At 48.6% G+C, this 18,343-nt stretch carries 14 protein-coding genes; 5 read left to right on the forward strand and 9 right to left on the reverse strand.

Annotated elements, in window-relative coordinates; translation table 11 throughout:
- Positions 1-1,254 carry a class I SAM-dependent methyltransferase gene (locus tag ACN0YH_RS18040; RefSeq protein WP_417380975.1) on the reverse strand — a complete coding sequence of 418 codons (1,254 nt, stop codon included), beginning with the start codon at positions 1,252-1,254 and terminating at the stop codon, positions 1-3.
- The gene (locus ACN0YH_RS18045) at positions 1,229-2,299 is read right to left on the reverse strand and encodes a prepilin peptidase (RefSeq protein WP_417380976.1); all 1,071 of its coding nucleotides are present in this window, start codon (positions 2,297-2,299) and stop codon (positions 1,229-1,231) included. Before ACN0YH_RS18045 ends, ACN0YH_RS18040 begins: the two co-directional genes overlap by 26 nt.
- 750 nt (positions 2,300-3,049) lie before the next feature.
- Between ACN0YH_RS18045 and ACN0YH_RS18050 the strand changes: the two genes are divergently transcribed.
- Positions 3,050-4,552, forward strand: a complete 1,503-nt coding sequence (locus ACN0YH_RS18050) for a hypothetical protein (RefSeq protein ID WP_417380977.1) — start codon at positions 3,050-3,052, stop codon at positions 4,550-4,552.
- A gap of 22 nt (positions 4,553-4,574) precedes the next feature.
- On the opposite strand, the gene ACN0YH_RS18055 is transcribed toward ACN0YH_RS18050, so the two are convergent.
- The 3 genes from ACN0YH_RS18055 to ACN0YH_RS18065 form a co-directional block, all read right to left on the reverse strand.
- Positions 4,575-5,012 carry a hypothetical protein gene (locus ACN0YH_RS18055; protein ID WP_417380978.1) on the reverse strand — a complete coding sequence of 146 codons (438 nt, stop codon included), beginning with the start codon at positions 5,010-5,012 and terminating at the stop codon, positions 4,575-4,577.
- 140 nt (positions 5,013-5,152) lie between these two features.
- Positions 5,153-7,174: a site-2 protease family protein gene (locus tag ACN0YH_RS18060; RefSeq protein WP_417380979.1), complete on the reverse strand. Its 2,022-nt coding sequence runs from the start codon at positions 7,172-7,174 to the stop codon at positions 5,153-5,155.
- The gene (locus ACN0YH_RS18065; RefSeq protein ID WP_417380980.1) at positions 7,165-8,310 is read right to left on the reverse strand and encodes a 1-deoxy-D-xylulose-5-phosphate reductoisomerase; all 1,146 of its coding nucleotides are present in this window, start codon (positions 8,308-8,310) and stop codon (positions 7,165-7,167) included. The genes ACN0YH_RS18060 and ACN0YH_RS18065 overlap by 10 nt, the downstream gene beginning before the upstream one ends.
- A 400-nt stretch (positions 8,311-8,710) precedes the next feature.
- On the opposite strand from ACN0YH_RS18065, the gene ftsH reads away from it, so the two are divergent.
- Together ftsH and ACN0YH_RS18075 are read left to right on the forward strand one after the other, a co-directional pair.
- Positions 8,711-10,768, forward strand: a complete 2,058-nt coding sequence (gene ftsH, locus ACN0YH_RS18070) for an ATP-dependent zinc metalloprotease FtsH (RefSeq protein WP_417380981.1) — start codon at positions 8,711-8,713, stop codon at positions 10,766-10,768.
- On the forward strand, positions 10,765-11,355 hold the full coding sequence (locus ACN0YH_RS18075) for a TIGR00730 family Rossman fold protein (RefSeq protein WP_417380982.1): 591 nt from the start codon (positions 10,765-10,767) through the stop codon (positions 11,353-11,355). The genes ftsH and ACN0YH_RS18075 overlap by 4 nt, the downstream gene beginning before the upstream one ends.
- Before the next feature lie 25 nt (positions 11,356-11,380).
- Here the strand turns inward: ACN0YH_RS18075 and acpS are convergent, their stop codons facing one another.
- The gene (acpS, locus tag ACN0YH_RS18080) at positions 11,381-11,767 is read right to left on the reverse strand and encodes a holo-ACP synthase (RefSeq protein WP_417380983.1); all 387 of its coding nucleotides are present in this window, start codon (positions 11,765-11,767) and stop codon (positions 11,381-11,383) included.
- A gap of 264 nt (positions 11,768-12,031) precedes the next feature.
- On the opposite strand from acpS, the gene ACN0YH_RS18085 reads away from it, so the two are divergent.
- Positions 12,032-14,017, forward strand: coding sequence for a redoxin domain-containing protein (locus tag ACN0YH_RS18085; RefSeq protein WP_417380984.1), 1,986 nt, complete (start codon positions 12,032-12,034; stop codon positions 14,015-14,017).
- A 69-nt stretch (positions 14,018-14,086) separates the two neighbouring features.
- On the opposite strand, the gene ACN0YH_RS18090 is transcribed toward ACN0YH_RS18085, so the two are convergent.
- From ACN0YH_RS18090 to ACN0YH_RS18100, 3 genes are all read right to left on the reverse strand, one after another.
- Positions 14,087-15,538 carry a sulfatase gene (locus ACN0YH_RS18090; protein ID WP_417380985.1) on the reverse strand — a complete coding sequence of 484 codons (1,452 nt, stop codon included), beginning with the start codon at positions 15,536-15,538 and terminating at the stop codon, positions 14,087-14,089.
- A gap of 35 nt (positions 15,539-15,573) precedes the next feature.
- Positions 15,574-16,974: a Si-specific NAD(P)(+) transhydrogenase gene (gene sthA / locus ACN0YH_RS18095; RefSeq protein WP_417380986.1), complete on the reverse strand. Its 1,401-nt coding sequence runs from the start codon at positions 16,972-16,974 to the stop codon at positions 15,574-15,576.
- A gap of 110 nt (positions 16,975-17,084) precedes the next feature.
- Entirely contained in the window at positions 17,085-17,654 is a 570-nt protein-coding gene (locus ACN0YH_RS18100; protein ID WP_417380987.1) for a Uma2 family endonuclease, read from the reverse strand.
- Between the two features lie 161 nt (positions 17,655-17,815).
- Between ACN0YH_RS18100 and ACN0YH_RS18105 the strand changes: the two genes are divergently transcribed.
- On the forward strand, positions 17,816-18,304 hold the full coding sequence (locus ACN0YH_RS18105; RefSeq protein WP_417380988.1) for a GNAT family N-acetyltransferase: 489 nt from the start codon (positions 17,816-17,818) through the stop codon (positions 18,302-18,304).
- Positions 18,305-18,343: the final 39 nt, after the last annotated feature.

The following is an 18,343-nucleotide window of genomic DNA, read 5'->3' on the forward strand; positions in this document are numbered from 1 at the left end:
CTATCCATCAATCCCTGTCATTGCATGTCCAGACTTCCGGCATAAATTTTGAAACCCTTCTCCCAATCCCTGCTCCAGAGAAAATGTATTGATACTATACAGATCCTTTAATGATCGAAACTGGTGTATCAACTCACGAAATTCTCTCATAGGCAGTCGAGTCTGTCGTTTGACAGCTCGAATCAGCAGGTTTTTGGGAGTATGCTCCGTCTCAATGAATTCGATAACCTGAGTGCGATAACCGCATATTTCCAGTACCAGCGCCCGTAAGGCATCCGTCACCAGTGAGGCAGTTTTCTCTTTCAGAATTCCATGTCTCAGTAAACCGGCCTGTGGCATACTGCTGATCTGTTGAAAAATTTCATGCTGACAACAGGGAACAGCCATGATGACATCCGTCTCAGCAAGTACAGCTGCCGCAATCGCTGCATCAGTGGCAGTATCACAGGCATGCAATGAAATAGAGAGATCACATTTTCTAGACCCAAATTGAAAGCGAGAAATATCGCCTGTATTAAAAGCCAGACCATCACATTTCAAATCATCAGCGATCTGCTGACAGTGAGTTACAACAGACTGCTTTAGATCGAGCCCAGTGATGTTGACTCTGCGTTTCAGGATTTCAGTGAATAAGTAATGAGTTGCAAAAGTGAGATAACTTTTACCGCAACCAAAATCTACGATATTGAGTTCTCCACTTCCCGACAGTGACGGCACAATATCATTAATGAATTCCATATACCGGTTTATCTGTCGAAACTTACGATATTGTGCTGACTTCACCTTTCCGGCGTGAGTCATCACACCAATCGCTTCCAGAAAACTGCAGGGAACACCTTCAGGAATCAGATATTGCTTCGGACGGTTATGTGCTTCTGTTTCCGGTTGTTGTGCTTTTGTCGGGGCATGTTTCTTCATGGAAATATTGCCCTGTTTAGATTTGCGAAAATGATAGTCAGCCTGCTGCGTAAAAAGATACCCCTCGAGAAAATGCTCCGACCAGAGTTCCATGATACGCAGGAAGCTCTCCTCCCGCAGTAGATTCTCATGGACTTCCTGTCTGCCTCGCAGGAGGGCAAACTGATAATGGGGTTTCCCTTTGATAACCAGGGGTCTCAAAGTCACTTTTTTTAACGTCGAAACCTGCTTTTCCACCGGTTTACATAACAGCAGTTGAATACAGTCCCCACTTTCCAGCGACTGCATGACAATCTCAGGCAAAGCGAGTTCAGAATGGGAGAGATCTGGATTCATCAATTGAAATCTGGTCCTGTGCTTTGGTATGAGGTATCCGTTTAAGATAGATCGACTGTGACACTCCCGTCAGAACAGGGATTGCTACAATCTGGGAACCTGTTACCAGCAGATAACTCAGGTAACTCATATGAAAGGGAAGAATTGTCAGATACTTACCAAATAATAACAGTAACGTAAGTATAGATACGATAAAAGCTGAGGCCGGTAATCGCAATAGAAACTGCCTGTTTCCACGTGAAGACAACTCAAAACAAACCAGACTGAGTGCCGACAGAAAACCCAGAGTCACCACCTGCTGCCAGCCCAGGTAGACTCCCACCAGAATCAACAGCCAGGAAGTTCGTGGCGGAAACAGACTTTCTGACTGTGGCTTGAATAGAACCGGCCAGCAGAACAGGACCCCAGCAATGACCCCATATAACAGGCCCCAGACAAGCGTCGTGAGGGTCTCTAATTCGAATCCCGCATGCAGCGTTCCGTAATAGTTAAGTTCATTAAGAAGTCCTTCCGAAGTTGAAACATCAGGCTGAGTAGAAATCAAAGCAGGCACCGGATGTAGTGCGGGAATGAATGCACCTGCCCCGAGACCGATGACAAGACACCAGATCAACAGCCGACGGGGAATAAGCTGGCCGTCATATTGGATATAAGTTGATGCCAGCAGAACAATAAACAGATAACTGTAATAGACATCCAAGGCGACCAGATCCCAGGTCCGACCTTCCAGGATCTGATAGCTGCCCGAAAAACGATTAGGGGTCCGGTACGGTAAAAACTGTCCTCCAGAATGGACCAGCATTATATACAGCAGAAGAAAGAATAAACCCGTCAGCGCCTCGACGATCGGGTATCGTACCGAAATCGGCGTTTGACAGGTTCGGCATTTACCTCGCAACAGAAGCCAGCCCAGAATCGGAAGATTATCTCGTGTCTGGATCGGAGTCTCGCAGACTGGACAGCGGGACTTGGGTTTAGAAATATTTAATCCCAGCGGCATCCGGTAAATGACTACGTTTAAAAAGCTGCCAATCACAGAACCCATCACGAAACACCAGAGGGCAGTAAACACCTCCAGAACCCACAAGTGCGAACTTGAGGAAAACTCTAACATCAGTTGCATGGTTCAGGGTCTATCTATGGTTCCATTTGTTTCATGATCTAAGAATCGCTGCCAGCTGTACGTACCATACCGTCTATTACAGAATCACTTTCGAGTTCTGTAACCGGCAGATGCAGATGCCATTAACTTTACTCAAAAAGAATTCAATTCCAAATTTTGCAGAATTCCCCTAGTTCAATTCGTGCGAAGTCACCGGAATCGGAGAATGAGTAATTCAACTCAAAACATCATAATTAGATCCAAAACAAAAATACATATACCATCTTACGTAACTGGTACTCCAAATTTAACAAAGTCGGATGAGATTCCGCTTTCTCTAAATCCCCGGTCAACAGATCGAATTACATCTACCGATAATTCATGTATCTCCAAATATAAATATAAACGAACCATAGCTCCTTCGGATACGAATTTACTCTCTCAAATAGAATCTATTATCAAAATCCGAAGACGCTCACTGATAACAATTTCTGAGTCTCTCACTGACCTCAGACTTAAAACGGTTGTTGAAAGTATTACTTTCAGCAGCGCTGTTAAGAGAAATTGTTCCCCTACATCAAACTGAGATACCACCCGGAAGTATGCATGGAATTTCCCAGCCTCACGGATAGTTCCAGCCCTGTTTAGAATACAAATTGTAGATTTGGAAAGCACACAGCAATGAATTCAAGGATGAAACCCCACCTTTGGATTAAATGTTCAACTTTAATTGTATTCACCACGATTACTCAGATCGCCTGTGATCTTCAGGGTGCCTCTGGACCTCAGTTACTGGTCCCCGACCTCAAAGCTACTTCGAATGGAATCAGACAGGTCACAACGACTCCTGAAGACATGGAAGCCCCGCTGGTCGCCCGCAAACCTGACTTCAGCATTGAAGCCCAGAAACCGGAGCTTCTGGCAGATGATGCCGCGGAAAAAAAAGCAGGCTCTGCCCCGGAACCCAAACCATTTCCGGGTATCGCCGGCAAGTCTTCACCAGACATGAAAAAACCAGAGGCTCCCAAAGCCCCACCTGTTCCAGAAATTATTGACCCGCTGGACAAACTGGTAGATGAAGCAATTGAAGTCTCACACCGCAGAATGCTTTCCACCAATGTGCATACTCCCTGGCAGATTGCACACGGGATTCTCGCGCTACGCTGGGAATATACACTTTACCAAAATAACAAACGCATTCGTGCCATCGACTGGATTTCAACTGGCCCCAGTTTCCGTGGACGCCCCTGGTTCATTACCACTCCCCATGGTGGCAAGGGACACCCTTTTACAGAACCTTATGCGTTTGAAGGTCACCCGAATCAGTTCCTTGCCTTCTATGCCATGGCTGGAATTCCAATCGACCATCAATTCAAAACAGGCGAAAAAACGATCTCGATCGCTGACATGATCAGCAATGCCAAGGCGGAAGTAAATACAAATGAAGAGATCACCTGGACACTGTGGGCATTTTCCCGCTATCTCCCCTGGGATACAGAATGGGTGAGTGACCGACAGGAAGAGTGGAGTATCGAGAAACTGGTACGGGCGCAAATGCAGTCTGAACCGACCAAATCTGCCTGTGGGGGAACTCACGGTCTGTTCGCGACAGCCAGTGCCGTCAACTGCTATCTCAAAGACCAGAAACAACTGCGGGGAACCTGGCTGGAAGCCAGCATGCGGGTTCGTCAATACGCTGAATACGCTCGTTCGATGCAGAACCGGGATGGCTCGTTTTCTTCAAAATATTTTGAAGGCCCTGAGTATGCCAGTGATGTGAATAAGCGTGTCTCAACGACCGGCCATACACTGGAATTCATCATGGAAGCCTTGCCTCAGAATCGCCTGGATGAGCAGTGGGTTCGCAGTGCTGTGTATCGCATCGCGACCGACCTTATTGAATATAAAAGTCAACCATTGGAACCGGGTGGCATGTATCATGCAATTGACTCACTGGTCATTTACCGTGAACGGACTCGACCTGACTACGCGAAATATCTGGAAGAGCTGGCTAAGCATAAAGATTTTGAGAAGCCAGAACCATCGGATCAGATCATCGGATATTCAAAGCGATTTCTGCAGCAGCAAAATGCGGCACAGTACAATCAGCAGCCACAGTACAAGCAGAACAACAGCTCAAATGCAGATCCATCGCGGCAGGCACGTCGTCGTGGCCTGTTCTCCCGGTATCGATAGGCTCTCCTCAATTGTCGATTGATTATTCAGTACGATCAGACTGGGATCCCTCTGAATTTTCTTTGATATTCCGAATCGAGGGAACCCAGGTCCGTTGCTCATCAGTCGCATCCCGGATTGATTCCAGAGTAGGTGGCTGATTTGTACCATAATTGGTGTTGCTCGATTTTTTTCGGGGACGGGGCTTATACTCGTAGGGATCTGCTTCCTGCTTCTTCCAGAAGTGCCATAGCTTGAGTTTCTCCTGCTGGAATTCCGGGGGTTTATCACGCAGCAGCCAGAGAGTTAACAGCAATACAGTTATGACACCAATGGCGACCATCATGGGCCTGCCCGGTGGTTCGCCACTGGTAACGACGACGAAGATGCACGCAAATAATCCGCCGGTGAGCGTAAATACCGTCGCCAGCCAGGCCGCTGCCTGATCTCCTGAACCACGAGGGGATTGACCTGCAGTCATATAATGGTTCTCCGATGTGCTCCCAAAATGCGACAGGGATCTTTAACTCCAGACATCTCGTTAACATCAGGAGCTGTCCTCAGTTTAACAGATCTATAGTACGATCCCAATCATTTTTGGAAGTCACTCAGGAAATGAAATTAAGATAGTGCCCGCAGGAAAATATCCAGATACAGCACAAAGATCATCAGCCCCAGTACAAAGATCATCCCGACATAAGTAGCAGCTGTCAGAACTTTTTCGTTGGGTCGCTTGCGGGTGATGCCTTCCCAGCAGAGGAACACCATATGCCCACCATCCAGAACGGGAATCGGCAGGAAGTTCAAAACAGCGAGGTTCACACTCAGAAACCCCAGAAACAACAGCAGTTGGGCATATCCATCATGGGCCACTTCGTAGGCAACTTTGGCAATCGTGACGGGTCCGCTCAATTCCATAGGGGAGACACGACCGGTAACCAGACTCCTCAGAGTCAGATAGATGTCTTTCGCAGAATTCGTTGTGTACTGCACTCCCATTTCCAAAGCCTGGCCCATACTGTCAGCCTTCTGAATCTCCCGCAGTGACTGCAAGCGGATGCCGCGAACTGGCAGAGACCATTGCTCGCCTGGTTTCTGTTTCGGGTTGACCCAGGGATTGATTTTTTTCTCGACAATTTTACCATTCTGACTGAATGTCAGCTCCACAGGCCAGCCGGGGCGAACCTGCATCTCCCAGAACGCATTTGCCCAGTTCTTGTTTTTATCATCGAATTCATAGGTGACCTCTGGAATCGGAGCCCAGTCGGCCGCAGTCTCATTTTCCGGATAGAGAATTTTAATCTTCTTGACCAAAGCGTTCGGTTTAATCCCTGCTTTTTCTGCCGGGCTCCCTTCTTCCACCTTGAGTACCGTCGGAATCAGATGAAAGGCAACTCCCAATGAACCAACTGCCAGTGGAGTATTGGAAAAAACGGGATGTTCCAGCCAGGCAGGATTGTCGAGTGGAACAACATTCAGATTGACCTCAGTCGGCTGTGCACCATCCTGCTCGCGGTTAACGACAATCGGAATGGTTTCGCCGGCACGACCTGAAAAATAGTTGGGCAGTCGCAGAGGATTCAAAGCCTTTCCTACATCCTGACCATCAATATGAGTAATCTTATCACCAACTTTTAATCCTGCTCGATCTGCAGGAGACCCTTTCTGAATGGATTCAATCGGACCAATCTCCATCCAGAGTCCCAAAGTTCGAAATGGATTGTTCAGCACTTCGATTTCTACAATCTCAGTGTCGGGTGTCCCTTCGCGGACAACGCCTGTTTTTAAAGTCTCACTGCTTTTTGCTGCATAGGTCCGCTGCAGTTGTGCGTAATTCTCAATTGTTTCACCATCGATCGTTTTGATCGTATCACCCTGCAAAAAAGGAGGGTCAGCTTTGGCTGCTGCAGTCCCTTTACTGGTGATCCGCTCATTGGAATCCTGATAAACGGGAATCTGTAGACTCTGTGCCGGCAGCAGGCCAATTTGTGGCCGGGTACCTGTCTGATCTGGTGTGACTTTGACTTCGAATTTTTCGCCGTTCAGATGCGTTCCTTCCATCGTGATATCTCCATCACTGAAGGCAGAACTGCGAATGATGTCCATAAAGGATGTCGTCTCGTTACCATTGATTTTGTGAATCACATCACCAGGCTGAATACCCGACTCCCATGCAGGCATTCCCGGCACTGCCGTCCCAACAATACAAGGCGTCGATGCAACTCCCAGTCGAAAGGCAAAAGCAAAGAACAGCATGCCGGTAATGATATTCATGATCACACCCGCAGAAATAATTCCCATTCTCTGATAAACGGGTTTGGCCGAATAGGAGCGGGGATCGAGGGCAATTTCTTCACTGCTCAGCTGGCTGGGATCGACATCGTCCTGCCCCAGCATTTTCACATAACCACCGAACGGAATGATTGACAGCGCGTACTCCGTCTCACCATATTTGAAACTGTAGATGATCGGGCCAAAGCCGATACTGAATCGCTCCACTTTCACATTACACCATTTGGCGACAGCGAAATGCCCCAGCTCGTGGAAAAAAATTACCAGACCCAGCCCGAGGGCCACCATGGCAATATTGGCGATTTTTCCGGTAAGAGTCCCTAACAATAAACTGGTCAGCACTACTTCCACTTTTTTATCTCCTTGCGAGCCCAGTCATCCAGTAGAAACAGTTCTTCCAGACTCGGATTGGGATCGAATTGATGTGATTCTAATACTTGTTGACAGGAAGTCGCGATATCGCAGAAACGCAATTCACCCGACAAAAATCGTTCTACAGCAGCTTCATTGGCTGCGTTTAATACCGCTCCGCATGTCCCCCCCTGCTCTGCGACTTCGTATCCAAGTCTTAACGCGGGGAACGCTTCCAGATCGGGTGGTTCAAAGGTTAGCTCAAATGACCGGCTCCAGTCCATCGGAGTATTCAGGCCCGTTTTCCTATCAGGATACGTAAGTGCGTACTGAATGGGAAGCCTCATATCGGGTGGCGAGAGCTGCGCGATGACCGAACCATCCACAAATTCCACCATCGAATGCACAATGGACTGGGGGTGTACGACGACAGAGATCTGATCGGAAGTCAGGTTGAATAACCATTTTGCTTCGATAATCTCCAAAGCCTTATTCATCATCGTCGCTGAATCGATCGTGATTTTGGGCCCCATATCCCAGGTAGGGTGAGCCAATGCCTTTTCTGGTGTCACGTTTTTCAGCTCAGACTGACTGAAACCACGAAAAGGACCGCCACTCGCAGTGAGAATAATCTTTTTGACTTCCTGATCTCTTCCCGCCTGCAATGCCTGGAAAATTGCATTATGTTCACTGTCCACCGGGAGCAGTGTCGCGTTATTTTGCGCAGCGAGATCCATAATTAGTGGCCCGGCTACGACCAATGTCTCTTTATTGGCAATTCCAACGGTTTTTCCTGCTTCAACCGCCGCCCAGGCCCCTTTCAGGCCCGCTGCTCCCACAATCCCACAAATGACGATATCGACGTCCACAGATGAAGCCACACGTTCAATTTGATCGTGGCCAAACAGAACTTCAGTATCCGCAGCAAAGCTGCTGCGAGAAACGGTTGACTCCAGCTGTGAATTGCTCAACACAGCCCAGCGAGGTTGAAACTGCTGTGTCTGTTCAGCCAGCTGTTTCCAGCTGTTATGTGCTGTAATCGCAGTCAACTCCATTTCCTGTGGATGGGCGGCGATCACATCGAGAGTACTGGTACCAATCGAACCCGTAGACCCGAGAACGGCTATTCGCTTCATTCGACCCTGTTTTTTCATCCGCAGTCGGTATAATTGACTGTTGTATTGATTCTTGAGGAGAGCGGAAAAAAGACATTCCCTAGTACTGTTTTTTTGTCCTAACCACCAACGAATCCGCATTTTAGGCGTAATAATTAAACATGGCAAGGGGCATTCACTCCGCAAAAGAGCCTTTTCACCAGCGTTTCAACCAAGAACCCGTATTTCTCGGAATACGTTTGATTGACCCCTCTGCTGAAACGGCATACATTAGCCTTAAAGATAAGATGCATTCTGTGTTAAGATCCCTTCTGCTCTGAAATGATCTCTCACTGAGGGCTTAACCAACTGACCTTATGTTCCGTGCGTTTCAATGACCGGACTTCAGTAATACGCACGCTTGTAAAAAAGATAAATCTCCATGGCTAACCCGGATCCAAACCGCAAAGATCTTCCCTCCCCTCCTGAACGTTCTCCCAAAGGGGATGGCAAACGTCCCGACCCCAAAGGCCCCAAAAGTAATGCACTCTGGTATCTCGTCGTCGGTGGATTGATCCTGGTCATCACACTCTCAATTGTCTCGAACAATAAACGGGGAGAGAAACTCAAATTTGGTGAATTTGTCAAAGGACTGGATGATGGTAAATACACCAAAACCAACGTCCACGAACTTAAGTTCGGCACAGATTACATCGTATTCCAGGATCAGCCCAAACAGGAAGGATCTGAAAAAGGGACTCTGGCCGACACCACCAAGAATTATTACATCCCGGTCTGGGGTATTGCGTCGGAAAAACGAGCCCAATTGCAATCCAAGCTGGAAAGCAAAGATATCGTCGTCGATTCTGAAAGCCGCCCTTCCGAATGGGAATCGTTAATTGCCGTCCTGTTCTTTCCCATTGTCTTGTTGATTTTTGTGATCTACCTCTTCCGTCGTATGGGTGGCGCCGGTTCCCCGATGTCATTCGGTCGCAGTCGCGGTCGCATGTATGCCCAGGAAGATATTGAGGTCACATTCAATGATGTCGCCGGGATTGATGAAGCCGTCGAAGAACTCCGCGAAGTCGTCGAATTCCTCAGAACACCGGCAAAATACCAGGCATTGGGCGGACGCATCCCCAAAGGTGTTCTACTAGTCGGCCCTCCCGGTACAGGGAAAACGATGCTTGCCAAAGCGGTCGCCGGCGAAGCGGGAGTACCCTTTTATGGACTCTCAGGATCTGATTTCGTCGAAATGTTTGTCGGCGTGGGAGCCGCGCGTGTCAGGGATATGTTCCAACAGGCAGCACAACGGTCACCGGCAATCATTTTCATTGATGAGTTGGATGCACTTGGAAAAACACGTGGCAGCGGGATGCCTGGTGGACACGATGAGCGCGAACAGACCCTGAACGCATTGCTGGTTGAAATGGATGGTTTTGGCTCTGATCAGAGCGTCATCGTCATGGGTGCCACCAACCGCCCGGAAACGCTCGACCCCGCGCTGATGCGTCCCGGCCGGTTTGACAGGCATGTGCTCGTGGACCGCCCCGATGTACGGGGACGGGAAGCGATTCTCAAAGTTCACAGCGCAAAAATCAAAATGGATGACTCTGTCAATTTGCAGCACATTGCGAAAATTACTCCCGGTTTCGTCGGTGCCGACCTGGCCAATCTGATCAACGAAGCCGCCCTGCTCGCAGCGCGAAATAACAAAAATGCGGTCACCATGCACGAATGCGAAGAAGGCGTCGAACGCGTCGTGGCTGGACTGGAAAAATCAACGCGACTGATCCATGAAGACGAAAAAAGCCGCGTCGCATATCACGAATGTGGTCACGCACTGGTGGCGTGCTCACTCCCGAATGTCGACCCGGTTCATAAAATTTCCATCGTTCCCCGCGGACTTGGTGCACTTGGTTACACGCTGCAGCGTCCGGAAGAAGAAAAACAACTGGTCACGCAAAGTGAACTGGAAAACCGTATCTGCGTCCTGCTCGGAGGGATCGCCGCTGAAGAAATCATATATCAGGAAACCTCTACCGGCGCCCAGAATGACCTGCAGCGTGCTACCGACCTGGCCCGTCGCATGGTCACCGAGTTCGGGATGAGCCCCAAACTGGGCCGTGTCCATTACAGCGAAACCAGGCGGTCTCCGTTCCTTGGCGATTCTCAGGCAGGCGTGGAAAGCGTGCACAGTGAAAATACTCTGCGTGAAATTGACTTGGAAATCAGGAGAATTATCGATCAATGCTCTAAGATTGCCTATGAGGTCCTCGACGAAAGACGCGAACTGCTGGAGCACCTGACGAGAGACCTGCTGGAAGTAGAAGTCATGGATATGGAACAGTTACAGGCCATTCTCAAAGAGCATCAGCGTGGCCCACAGATCAAACCGGGTACCTATAAAGGGTATGCACCGGAAGGAAAAACCGACGATCAGGAATCAGATGAAAATACTTCAGAGAATGATCAGGCAGCCGACGGAACGGGAGCATGAGCACACTCAAAAGTATCTGCGTCTTCTGTGGTTCCAAATCGGGAAATGATACGCAGTACCAGCAATCTGCAATTGAACTCGGACGCCTGATGGCCGAACGCAAAATTTCACTGGTTTATGGCGGTGGCAGCGTTGGCTTGATGGGGATCATCGCGGACGCTGTTCTGGATGCTGGTGGCGAGGTGATCGGTGTCATACCACAACAACTGGCAATGAAAGAACTGATCCATCCCCGCGTTGAGCGTATGCACATTGTAGATAATATGCATACGCGTAAAGCGATGATGTCAGAACTGTGTGATGCATTCATTGCGATGCCTGGCGGGTTCGGCACGCTTGAAGAACTTTTCGAAGTTGTCTCCTGGTTACAACTTGGAATTTATAGAAAACCGGTAGGACTGCTGAATACGTCCGGTTTTTATGATCCCCTGCTGAATTTGGTCGACCACTGTATTGAAACAGAATTTATCAAACCAAAATACCGCGATCTGATCATTGCCGATCCCACGCCGACCACACTGGTAGATCATTTGACTCATCACCAACTGCCCGTCATTGAAAAGATTCTGGACCTGAAAGAGACCTGATTCGCAGAGCCCAGCAAGTTGCGAATTACTTTGACTGACCTAACGCAATTGCAGTGGCTGTGGCAAATTCCCGGCTGTGGGAGATCGTAATCAGAATCTCACTGATGCCCATTTCGCCAGCGTGGCGCTCCACTCCCCCGGAAATGACGATTGTCGGCTTACCGCTCTGTAAATTAACGACTTCAATTTCTTTCCAGCCGATCCCTTTGATGAAGCCGGTTCCCAATGTCTTCATAACAGCTTCTTTGGCGGCCCAGCGACCCGCATAATGCTGCTCTTTATTTTTTTTTGAGCCACAATACGTGTTTTCGTTCTCCGTATAAACACGATTGAGAAACGTTTCGCCATGACGTTCGATCATCTGACCAATTCGCGAGATCTCGACAATGTCTGTTCCCAATCCTACGATCACTGATATTTACCTTGCTTCTGGTCACTTGTATAATAATTAAAATCAAATCTTTCCCTGAATTCTGAAACAGATTCACCTCAGGCAGGGTAATTACCAACAGAGCCATTCAAAAACAGATTGCTCATCGGCTCTATGAAAATTGGATGAAACAGCGTTAATTCACGTTACTATCAATTCCCGTTTGGGTTAGATGATAGTCACAGTTTTCGAAACTCAAGTTGCGCCCATCATTAAATATGAGTTGAGAGGGGAGTTCAAGGTCGAATGCGAAGCTTCTATTATCTAATCACAGGAATGCTGGCCTGCTGCCTGTTTGCAGCAACAGCCTCGGCTGAATCAAAAGATGTTCTGCTTGGTAAACAGGTTAAGAACTTCACACTTCAGGATTTTCGTGGCAAATCCATTCAACTGGACGATCAACGAGAGCCAAAACTGGTTGTGATCGCTTTTCTGGGAACGGAATGTCCCCTGGCTAAGCTGTATGGGGGGCGTCTACAGAAACTGGCCGATGAGTTCTCCAGCCAGGGAGTCGCATTTTTTGCTATCATGTCCAATCAGCAGGATTCCCTGACTGAAATCGCTGCTTATGCACGGAAACATGAAATCAATTTTCCCGTACTGAAAGATGTCGGCAACCATGTCGCCGATCAGATCGGTGCCCAGCGCACTCCGGAAATCATTGTCCTCGATCAGGAGCGAAAGATCCGCTATCACGGTCGCGTTGATGATCAGTATGGGGTGGGCTATCTCCGTGATGAACCCCAGCGGGAAGATCTGAAAGTGGCCCTGACAGAATTAATCGCCGGAAAACCGGTCAGTCAGCCCTCAACAAAACCGGTGGGCTGTTTTATCGGCCGCATCCGGGAGCCAGATCTCGACAGCAAAGTGACCTACTCCAACCAGATATCTCGCCTGTTTCAGAAACATTGTGTGGAATGTCATCGTGTAGGAGAAATCGCCCCCTTTGCATTAAATGAATATGAAGAAGTGGCCGGCTGGGCAGAAACCATAGCGGAAGTGGTTCGCGATCAGCGTATGCCACCCTGGCACGCAGATCCGAAACATGGAAAATTCGCCAATGATCGCAGCTTAAGTAAAGAAGAAAAAGAACTTATCTATACCTGGGTCGAAAATGGGGCGCCCCAAGGCGATCCTGAAGATCTACCGAAACAACAGACTTTCGTCACGGGCTGGAAGTTGCCTCAAAAACCGGATGCTGTATTTTACATGGATGATAAAGCATTCAATGTTCCAGCGCAGGCTGGGAAACGGGGTGTTAAATATCAGTATTTCACTGTCGATCCTGGTTTTACAGAAGATAAATGGCTGAGAGGAGCCGAAGCTCTGCCAGGCAATCGGGCTGTCGTGCATCATATTCTGGTCTTTGCCCGTCCCCCGCAGGGAAAACGGGTTCGTGTATTCGGCGAAGGAGATCAGTTCCTGGTCGGCTATGTTCCCGGTTCACGCGAAGTCATGCTGCCGGAAGGCATGGCTAAAAAAGTACCCGCGGGTTCCAAGCTGGTATTTCAGATGCATTACACACCCATCGGTATCGAACAACAGGACCGCAGCAAAGTCGGACTGGTATTTACTGACGAATCCAAGGTGACACACCAGGTGGTAACCGCTCAAGTGATCAACGAAGATTTCGTTCGTCGTCGCTTCTCAATTGATGCCAATGATGATAATTTCAAAATTGAAGCGACTTCTCCCCCCAGTGATCGTGATGCAGTGATCCTGAGCTTTATGCCACACATGCATCTCCGAGGAAAAGCGTTCCGCTATGAACTTCGCAAAACTCCCGATCAACCAGGCGAAACGCTAATTGATGTTCCCGCTTTCGATTTCAACTGGCAGACTGCTTACAGTGTTGAAAAACCGATTCCCATCAAGACCGGGGAATACATTCACTGTGTCGCGCACTATAACAATTCCGACACTAATTTATCTAATCCGGATCCGAACAAAAACGTATCCTGGGGGGATCAGACATGGAATGAAATGATGATTGGTTATTTCAACGTGGCCATTCCCAAAGAGACAGCAGAAGCTGAAAACCAGTTCAAAACCATTGCATTTAAACTGGTACGGCGGCGCGATAAAAATTCCAACGGCAAGCTTGAACGTGACGAAGTGCCGCTACGTGAACTCCCCCTGTTCTTCCAGGCAGACCAGGACAAAGACTCAATTGTGACCGTCGACGAACTGGCGGCAATGATCGAAAAAACACGGGGCCAGAAAAAAGAGTGATTCTCATCTGCTGAGTCACTGAACACAAAAGAGATGTTGATCGATATAAAAATTGACCGAGCAACATCTCTACTTTTTCACAGGCTGTTTTTTCTTTTTTCCCTGCCCCTGCTTTTTCTTGTTCTGCTTCCTGCTTCTTTTAGAATCATGCGGGGCATCTAATGCATTCTTGCTGGGAAAGGATTTTGCCAGGCGCTGTTTAACTTCTACATACTGGGGATTATCAGCCAGGTTTTTCCATTCCATGGGATCCGTTTTGTGATCATAGAGTTCTTCACTTCCATCCCGATAGCGAATGAGTCGATATTGGTTATCGCGCAACGCATGATTCATCCGGCCGTGTGTTGTTAATGCCGGTCGATCCCAGATGATGTCGGGGTCTTTTAAAAGGGAGACCATGCTGACACCGTCCAGATAGCCGCCAATCGGCAGCTCACACAAATCACAGAGCGTCGGATAAATATTCATAAAGTCCACTGCTTGCGCGCATTTTAAATCCGGCTTTGTCACACCAGGCACCACCATCATCAATGGTGCCCTTGTCGCCTCTTCCCAGAGCGAAAACTTTCGCCAGTGGTGTTTCTCACCCAGATGCCAGCCATGGTCGCCCCATAATACTACGATCGTATTCTCTGCATACGAACTGGCGTCGAGGGCATCCAGCACGCGACCGACCTGGACATCCGCAAAAGCAATGCTGGCCAGGTATGCCTGGACCGAATAACGCCAGTTATTCGTTTTCAACATTTTGGCATGATCACCGGTCGGCCTCGCCATCTTGACTGCGGCGGCAGGGACATCATCCAGATCGTCATCAGGCACTTCAGGAAGTTGAATTTTATCAAGGGGATACATCTCATAATATTTGCGAGGCACCTGCCAGGGCATATGAGGACGATAAATACCACAGGCAAGAAAGAACGGTTTATCATGCTTTTTGCCCAGATAATTGATGGCATAATTCGCCATCTTGTAGTCACTCATCTCCCTGTCTTCGACATCCAGCACGCCCCAGATAATCGTTCCGGCACGGCTGTGCGGATCATTTAATACTGCGGGAACCGGTTTAGGATCTCCCGTCTGCTTTAAATAATCATCCCACGAACCCAGATCGTTATAACCGCCATGAAAGATTTTACCGGAACCAATCGCCTCATAACCATTATTTCGAAAATGTTGAGGCAGTGTGACGGCATCAGGCATGACCGGACGCCAGGGCTGAGAGTTCAGATATACGCCCGAACTGGAAGGCCGAACCCCCGTCATTAACGCAGCCCGGGATGGGTTGCAAGCCGGAGCCGCACAGTGAGCGTTAGTAAACAGCACCCCTCGTGATGCCAGGCGATCAATATTCGGCGTTTTACAGTCCGGATGCCCTCCCAGACAGCTGATCCAGTCATTCAGGTCATCAACGGCAATAAACAGCACATTCGGCTGCTTCGCTTCCGCTGCATCTATATCATGTCCCCAGGAAAACGCCATACTTATCAGAAAAAGTGTTCCAAAAATCGAGCGTCTCATTTCATTCCCCTGTCAACATGTTGAACTTTGATTAATCAGAACAAACGATTATATCCGTTCAAAGCAGCCACACGATAGGCCTCGGCCATCGTAGGATAGTTGAAGGTCGTGTTAATGAAATACAGAAGCGTATTCGCTTCTCCAGGCTGCGACATGATGGCCTGTCCAATGTGGATAATTTCCGAAGCGTTTGGACCAAAACAGTGGATCCCCAGAATTTCCAGAGTATCCCGGTGAAAGAGCAGTTTCAACATCCCGATCGGACGGTTCATGATCTGGGCACGTGCCAGATGTTTAAACATTGAATGACCGACTTCGTATGGGATTTTCGCTTCAGTCAGTTCCCTCTCGGTTTTTCCCAGCGAACTGATTTCCGGACTGGTATAAATTCCCGTCGGAATATCTCGAATCAACGCCCGTTCGCATTCTCCATTATCCAGGTGGCTGGCAGCATAGCGCCCCTGCACATAGGCGGCACTCGCCAGTGAAGGGTATCCGATGATATCACCTACAGCATAAATATGCGGTTGTGATGTCTGGAAATCATCATTGACTTCAATCTGACCGCGTGAATCAGGAGTAATCTCCACCGTTTCCAGCCCCAGATTTTCTGAATTTCCCGCCCGACCGGCAGCGAACAGAAAAATATCCGTTTTGAGCTTCTTGCCCGACTGCAGTGAGAGTATGACACCATCATCGGTTCCCTGGATTGATTCGTAATGCTCACAATGCCTTAACAGAACACCACTCTCACGCATGTGATAACTGAGTGCATCACTGATTTCATCATCTAGAAAGTCCAGCAGAGAATTGCGGGTATTGACCAGATTGACCTTCATTCCCATCGTGCGCAGCATGGAGGCATATTCACAACCAATCACACCGGCACCATACACACTGATCGAACGCGGTGTGAAATTCAAATCGAGAATCGTATCACTGCAGAAAATTCGCGGATGGCTGAAGTCAACGTCACTTGGTCGATACGGCCGGGAACCGGTCGCGATAATCGCATAATCAAAAGTGATCTCCTCGGTCAGCCCGCTGGGAGTATCAATATGTATGCGATGTGGATCCAGAAAGCGTGCGTGGCCTTCGACCAAATCAACACCGTTCCGTTCATAAAACGTGCGTCGCATACCCACCTGCTTCTGGATCACCGATGCCGCCGTCTTCCGCAGATCAGGAAACTCCAGATCCAACACCATTCCCAACCGGCCCATCTGCCGCATGTAGTTATTAATCTCTGACATCTGCAGAATCGAATAACGCAGAGCCTTACTGGGAATCGTTCCCTTATGCGTACAGTTACCGCCGATTTCGTAAAATTTCTCAATCGAAATCACAGACTTGCCCTGTTTGATGGCCTGCATCGCAGCCCCTTCACCCCCGGGTCCGGTACCGATTATTGCCACATCATAGTGTGCATCTGGCATCCCAAAATATTCCTTGCATCTTTACGCGTTGATACTACTGAAACGAGCGACCTGCCTGCAGTAGTGTTCTTAGATCTGCTTTTCTCCGATTGAGAACGAATACGATTACCTTACCACCAATCCGGCTCTGCAAACAAGCCTTTGACTGGCATCACGAATCCCGGCAGTATATTTTTACCTGTCAGTTTGCCCTGCACATCAATGACTTCACTCCCCGATCCCGGCTGATACTCCAGGACTTCCCGGGAATCGGGATCAATCACCCAGATCAGATCAATTCCCCAGCTGACATAATCCTCGACGTGCCCCGTCATGGATTTTCGTCGAGGATTGGTAGAGGCAATCTCGATCACTGCGTCAGGTTTCCGTTCTGAAATGGTTTTGTCGGTCTCTTCAAAGCGTTTGCCACTGTTAAACAGACTGACCGCGGGAAACCGGACCGTGTCCGGATTCCGCCTGACCAGCAGACCTAATTCAAAGCAGGCATAACCCTGGTTGACTTTGTGCAGATAGACTGAAAGCACTTTGGATATGTTAAGCACGATCGTTCCGTGCTCAAGATCGGGTGGATCCAGATTAATGATTTTTCCCTGGTTCAATTCCGTCCAGCGTCCGGCATCAGGCAATTCCGCCCGGATGTCCAGAAACTCGTCTGCCGTATATGTTGCTGAATCATCCATCCCCTGGTCCCATCAAATGATATCGATGTTAAGAGTAAAAACTCTATTAAAGGATTCCCTCGGGCTCCTTTAATTTTTGATAGCAACATCATAGCATACATCAGTCGCTCCCGTCACTCTTTTCAGAAGTTCCATTTCGTAATCCTGTTTGAATCACAGTCATGAAAATACGTTCTTATCAACCTGCAGACCTGGAAACCCTTAAATCAATCACAGTAGAAGCCTTTCAGGGTGTTTCTATTGATGAAGGAATTGAGCGAGAATACGGCCTGATCAATGGACACGACTGGAAATGGCGAAAAGCGGGACATGTGGATGCGGATGCCCGTCGAGAACCCGAGGGCATCTTCATCGCAGAAGTAGACGGGATAATTGCAGGTTATATTTCGACCTGGCATGATCCGGAAGCGGGCATCGGTTATATTCCCAATATGGCATTTGCCCCTGAGTACCGTGGTCTGGGAATGGGGCGAAAACTGCTTGAACATGCGCTACAGCATTTCCGGGATCTCAATCTGCCTCTGGCAAAAATCGAGACGCTCGAACAGAATGACGTCGGCAACCACCTTTATACTTCACTCGGGTTCCGGGAGATCGTAAAACAGGTTCATTTCGTTGCCCCACTGAAGTCAACCTTAAACAATACGTAAAATGACGTTACCAGACTGCGGCTGCGGTTTGACAAGTAA

The organism is Gimesia sp., from assembly GCF_048262075.1.
Taxonomy (GTDB): Bacteria; Planctomycetota; Planctomycetia; order Planctomycetales; family Planctomycetaceae; genus Gimesia.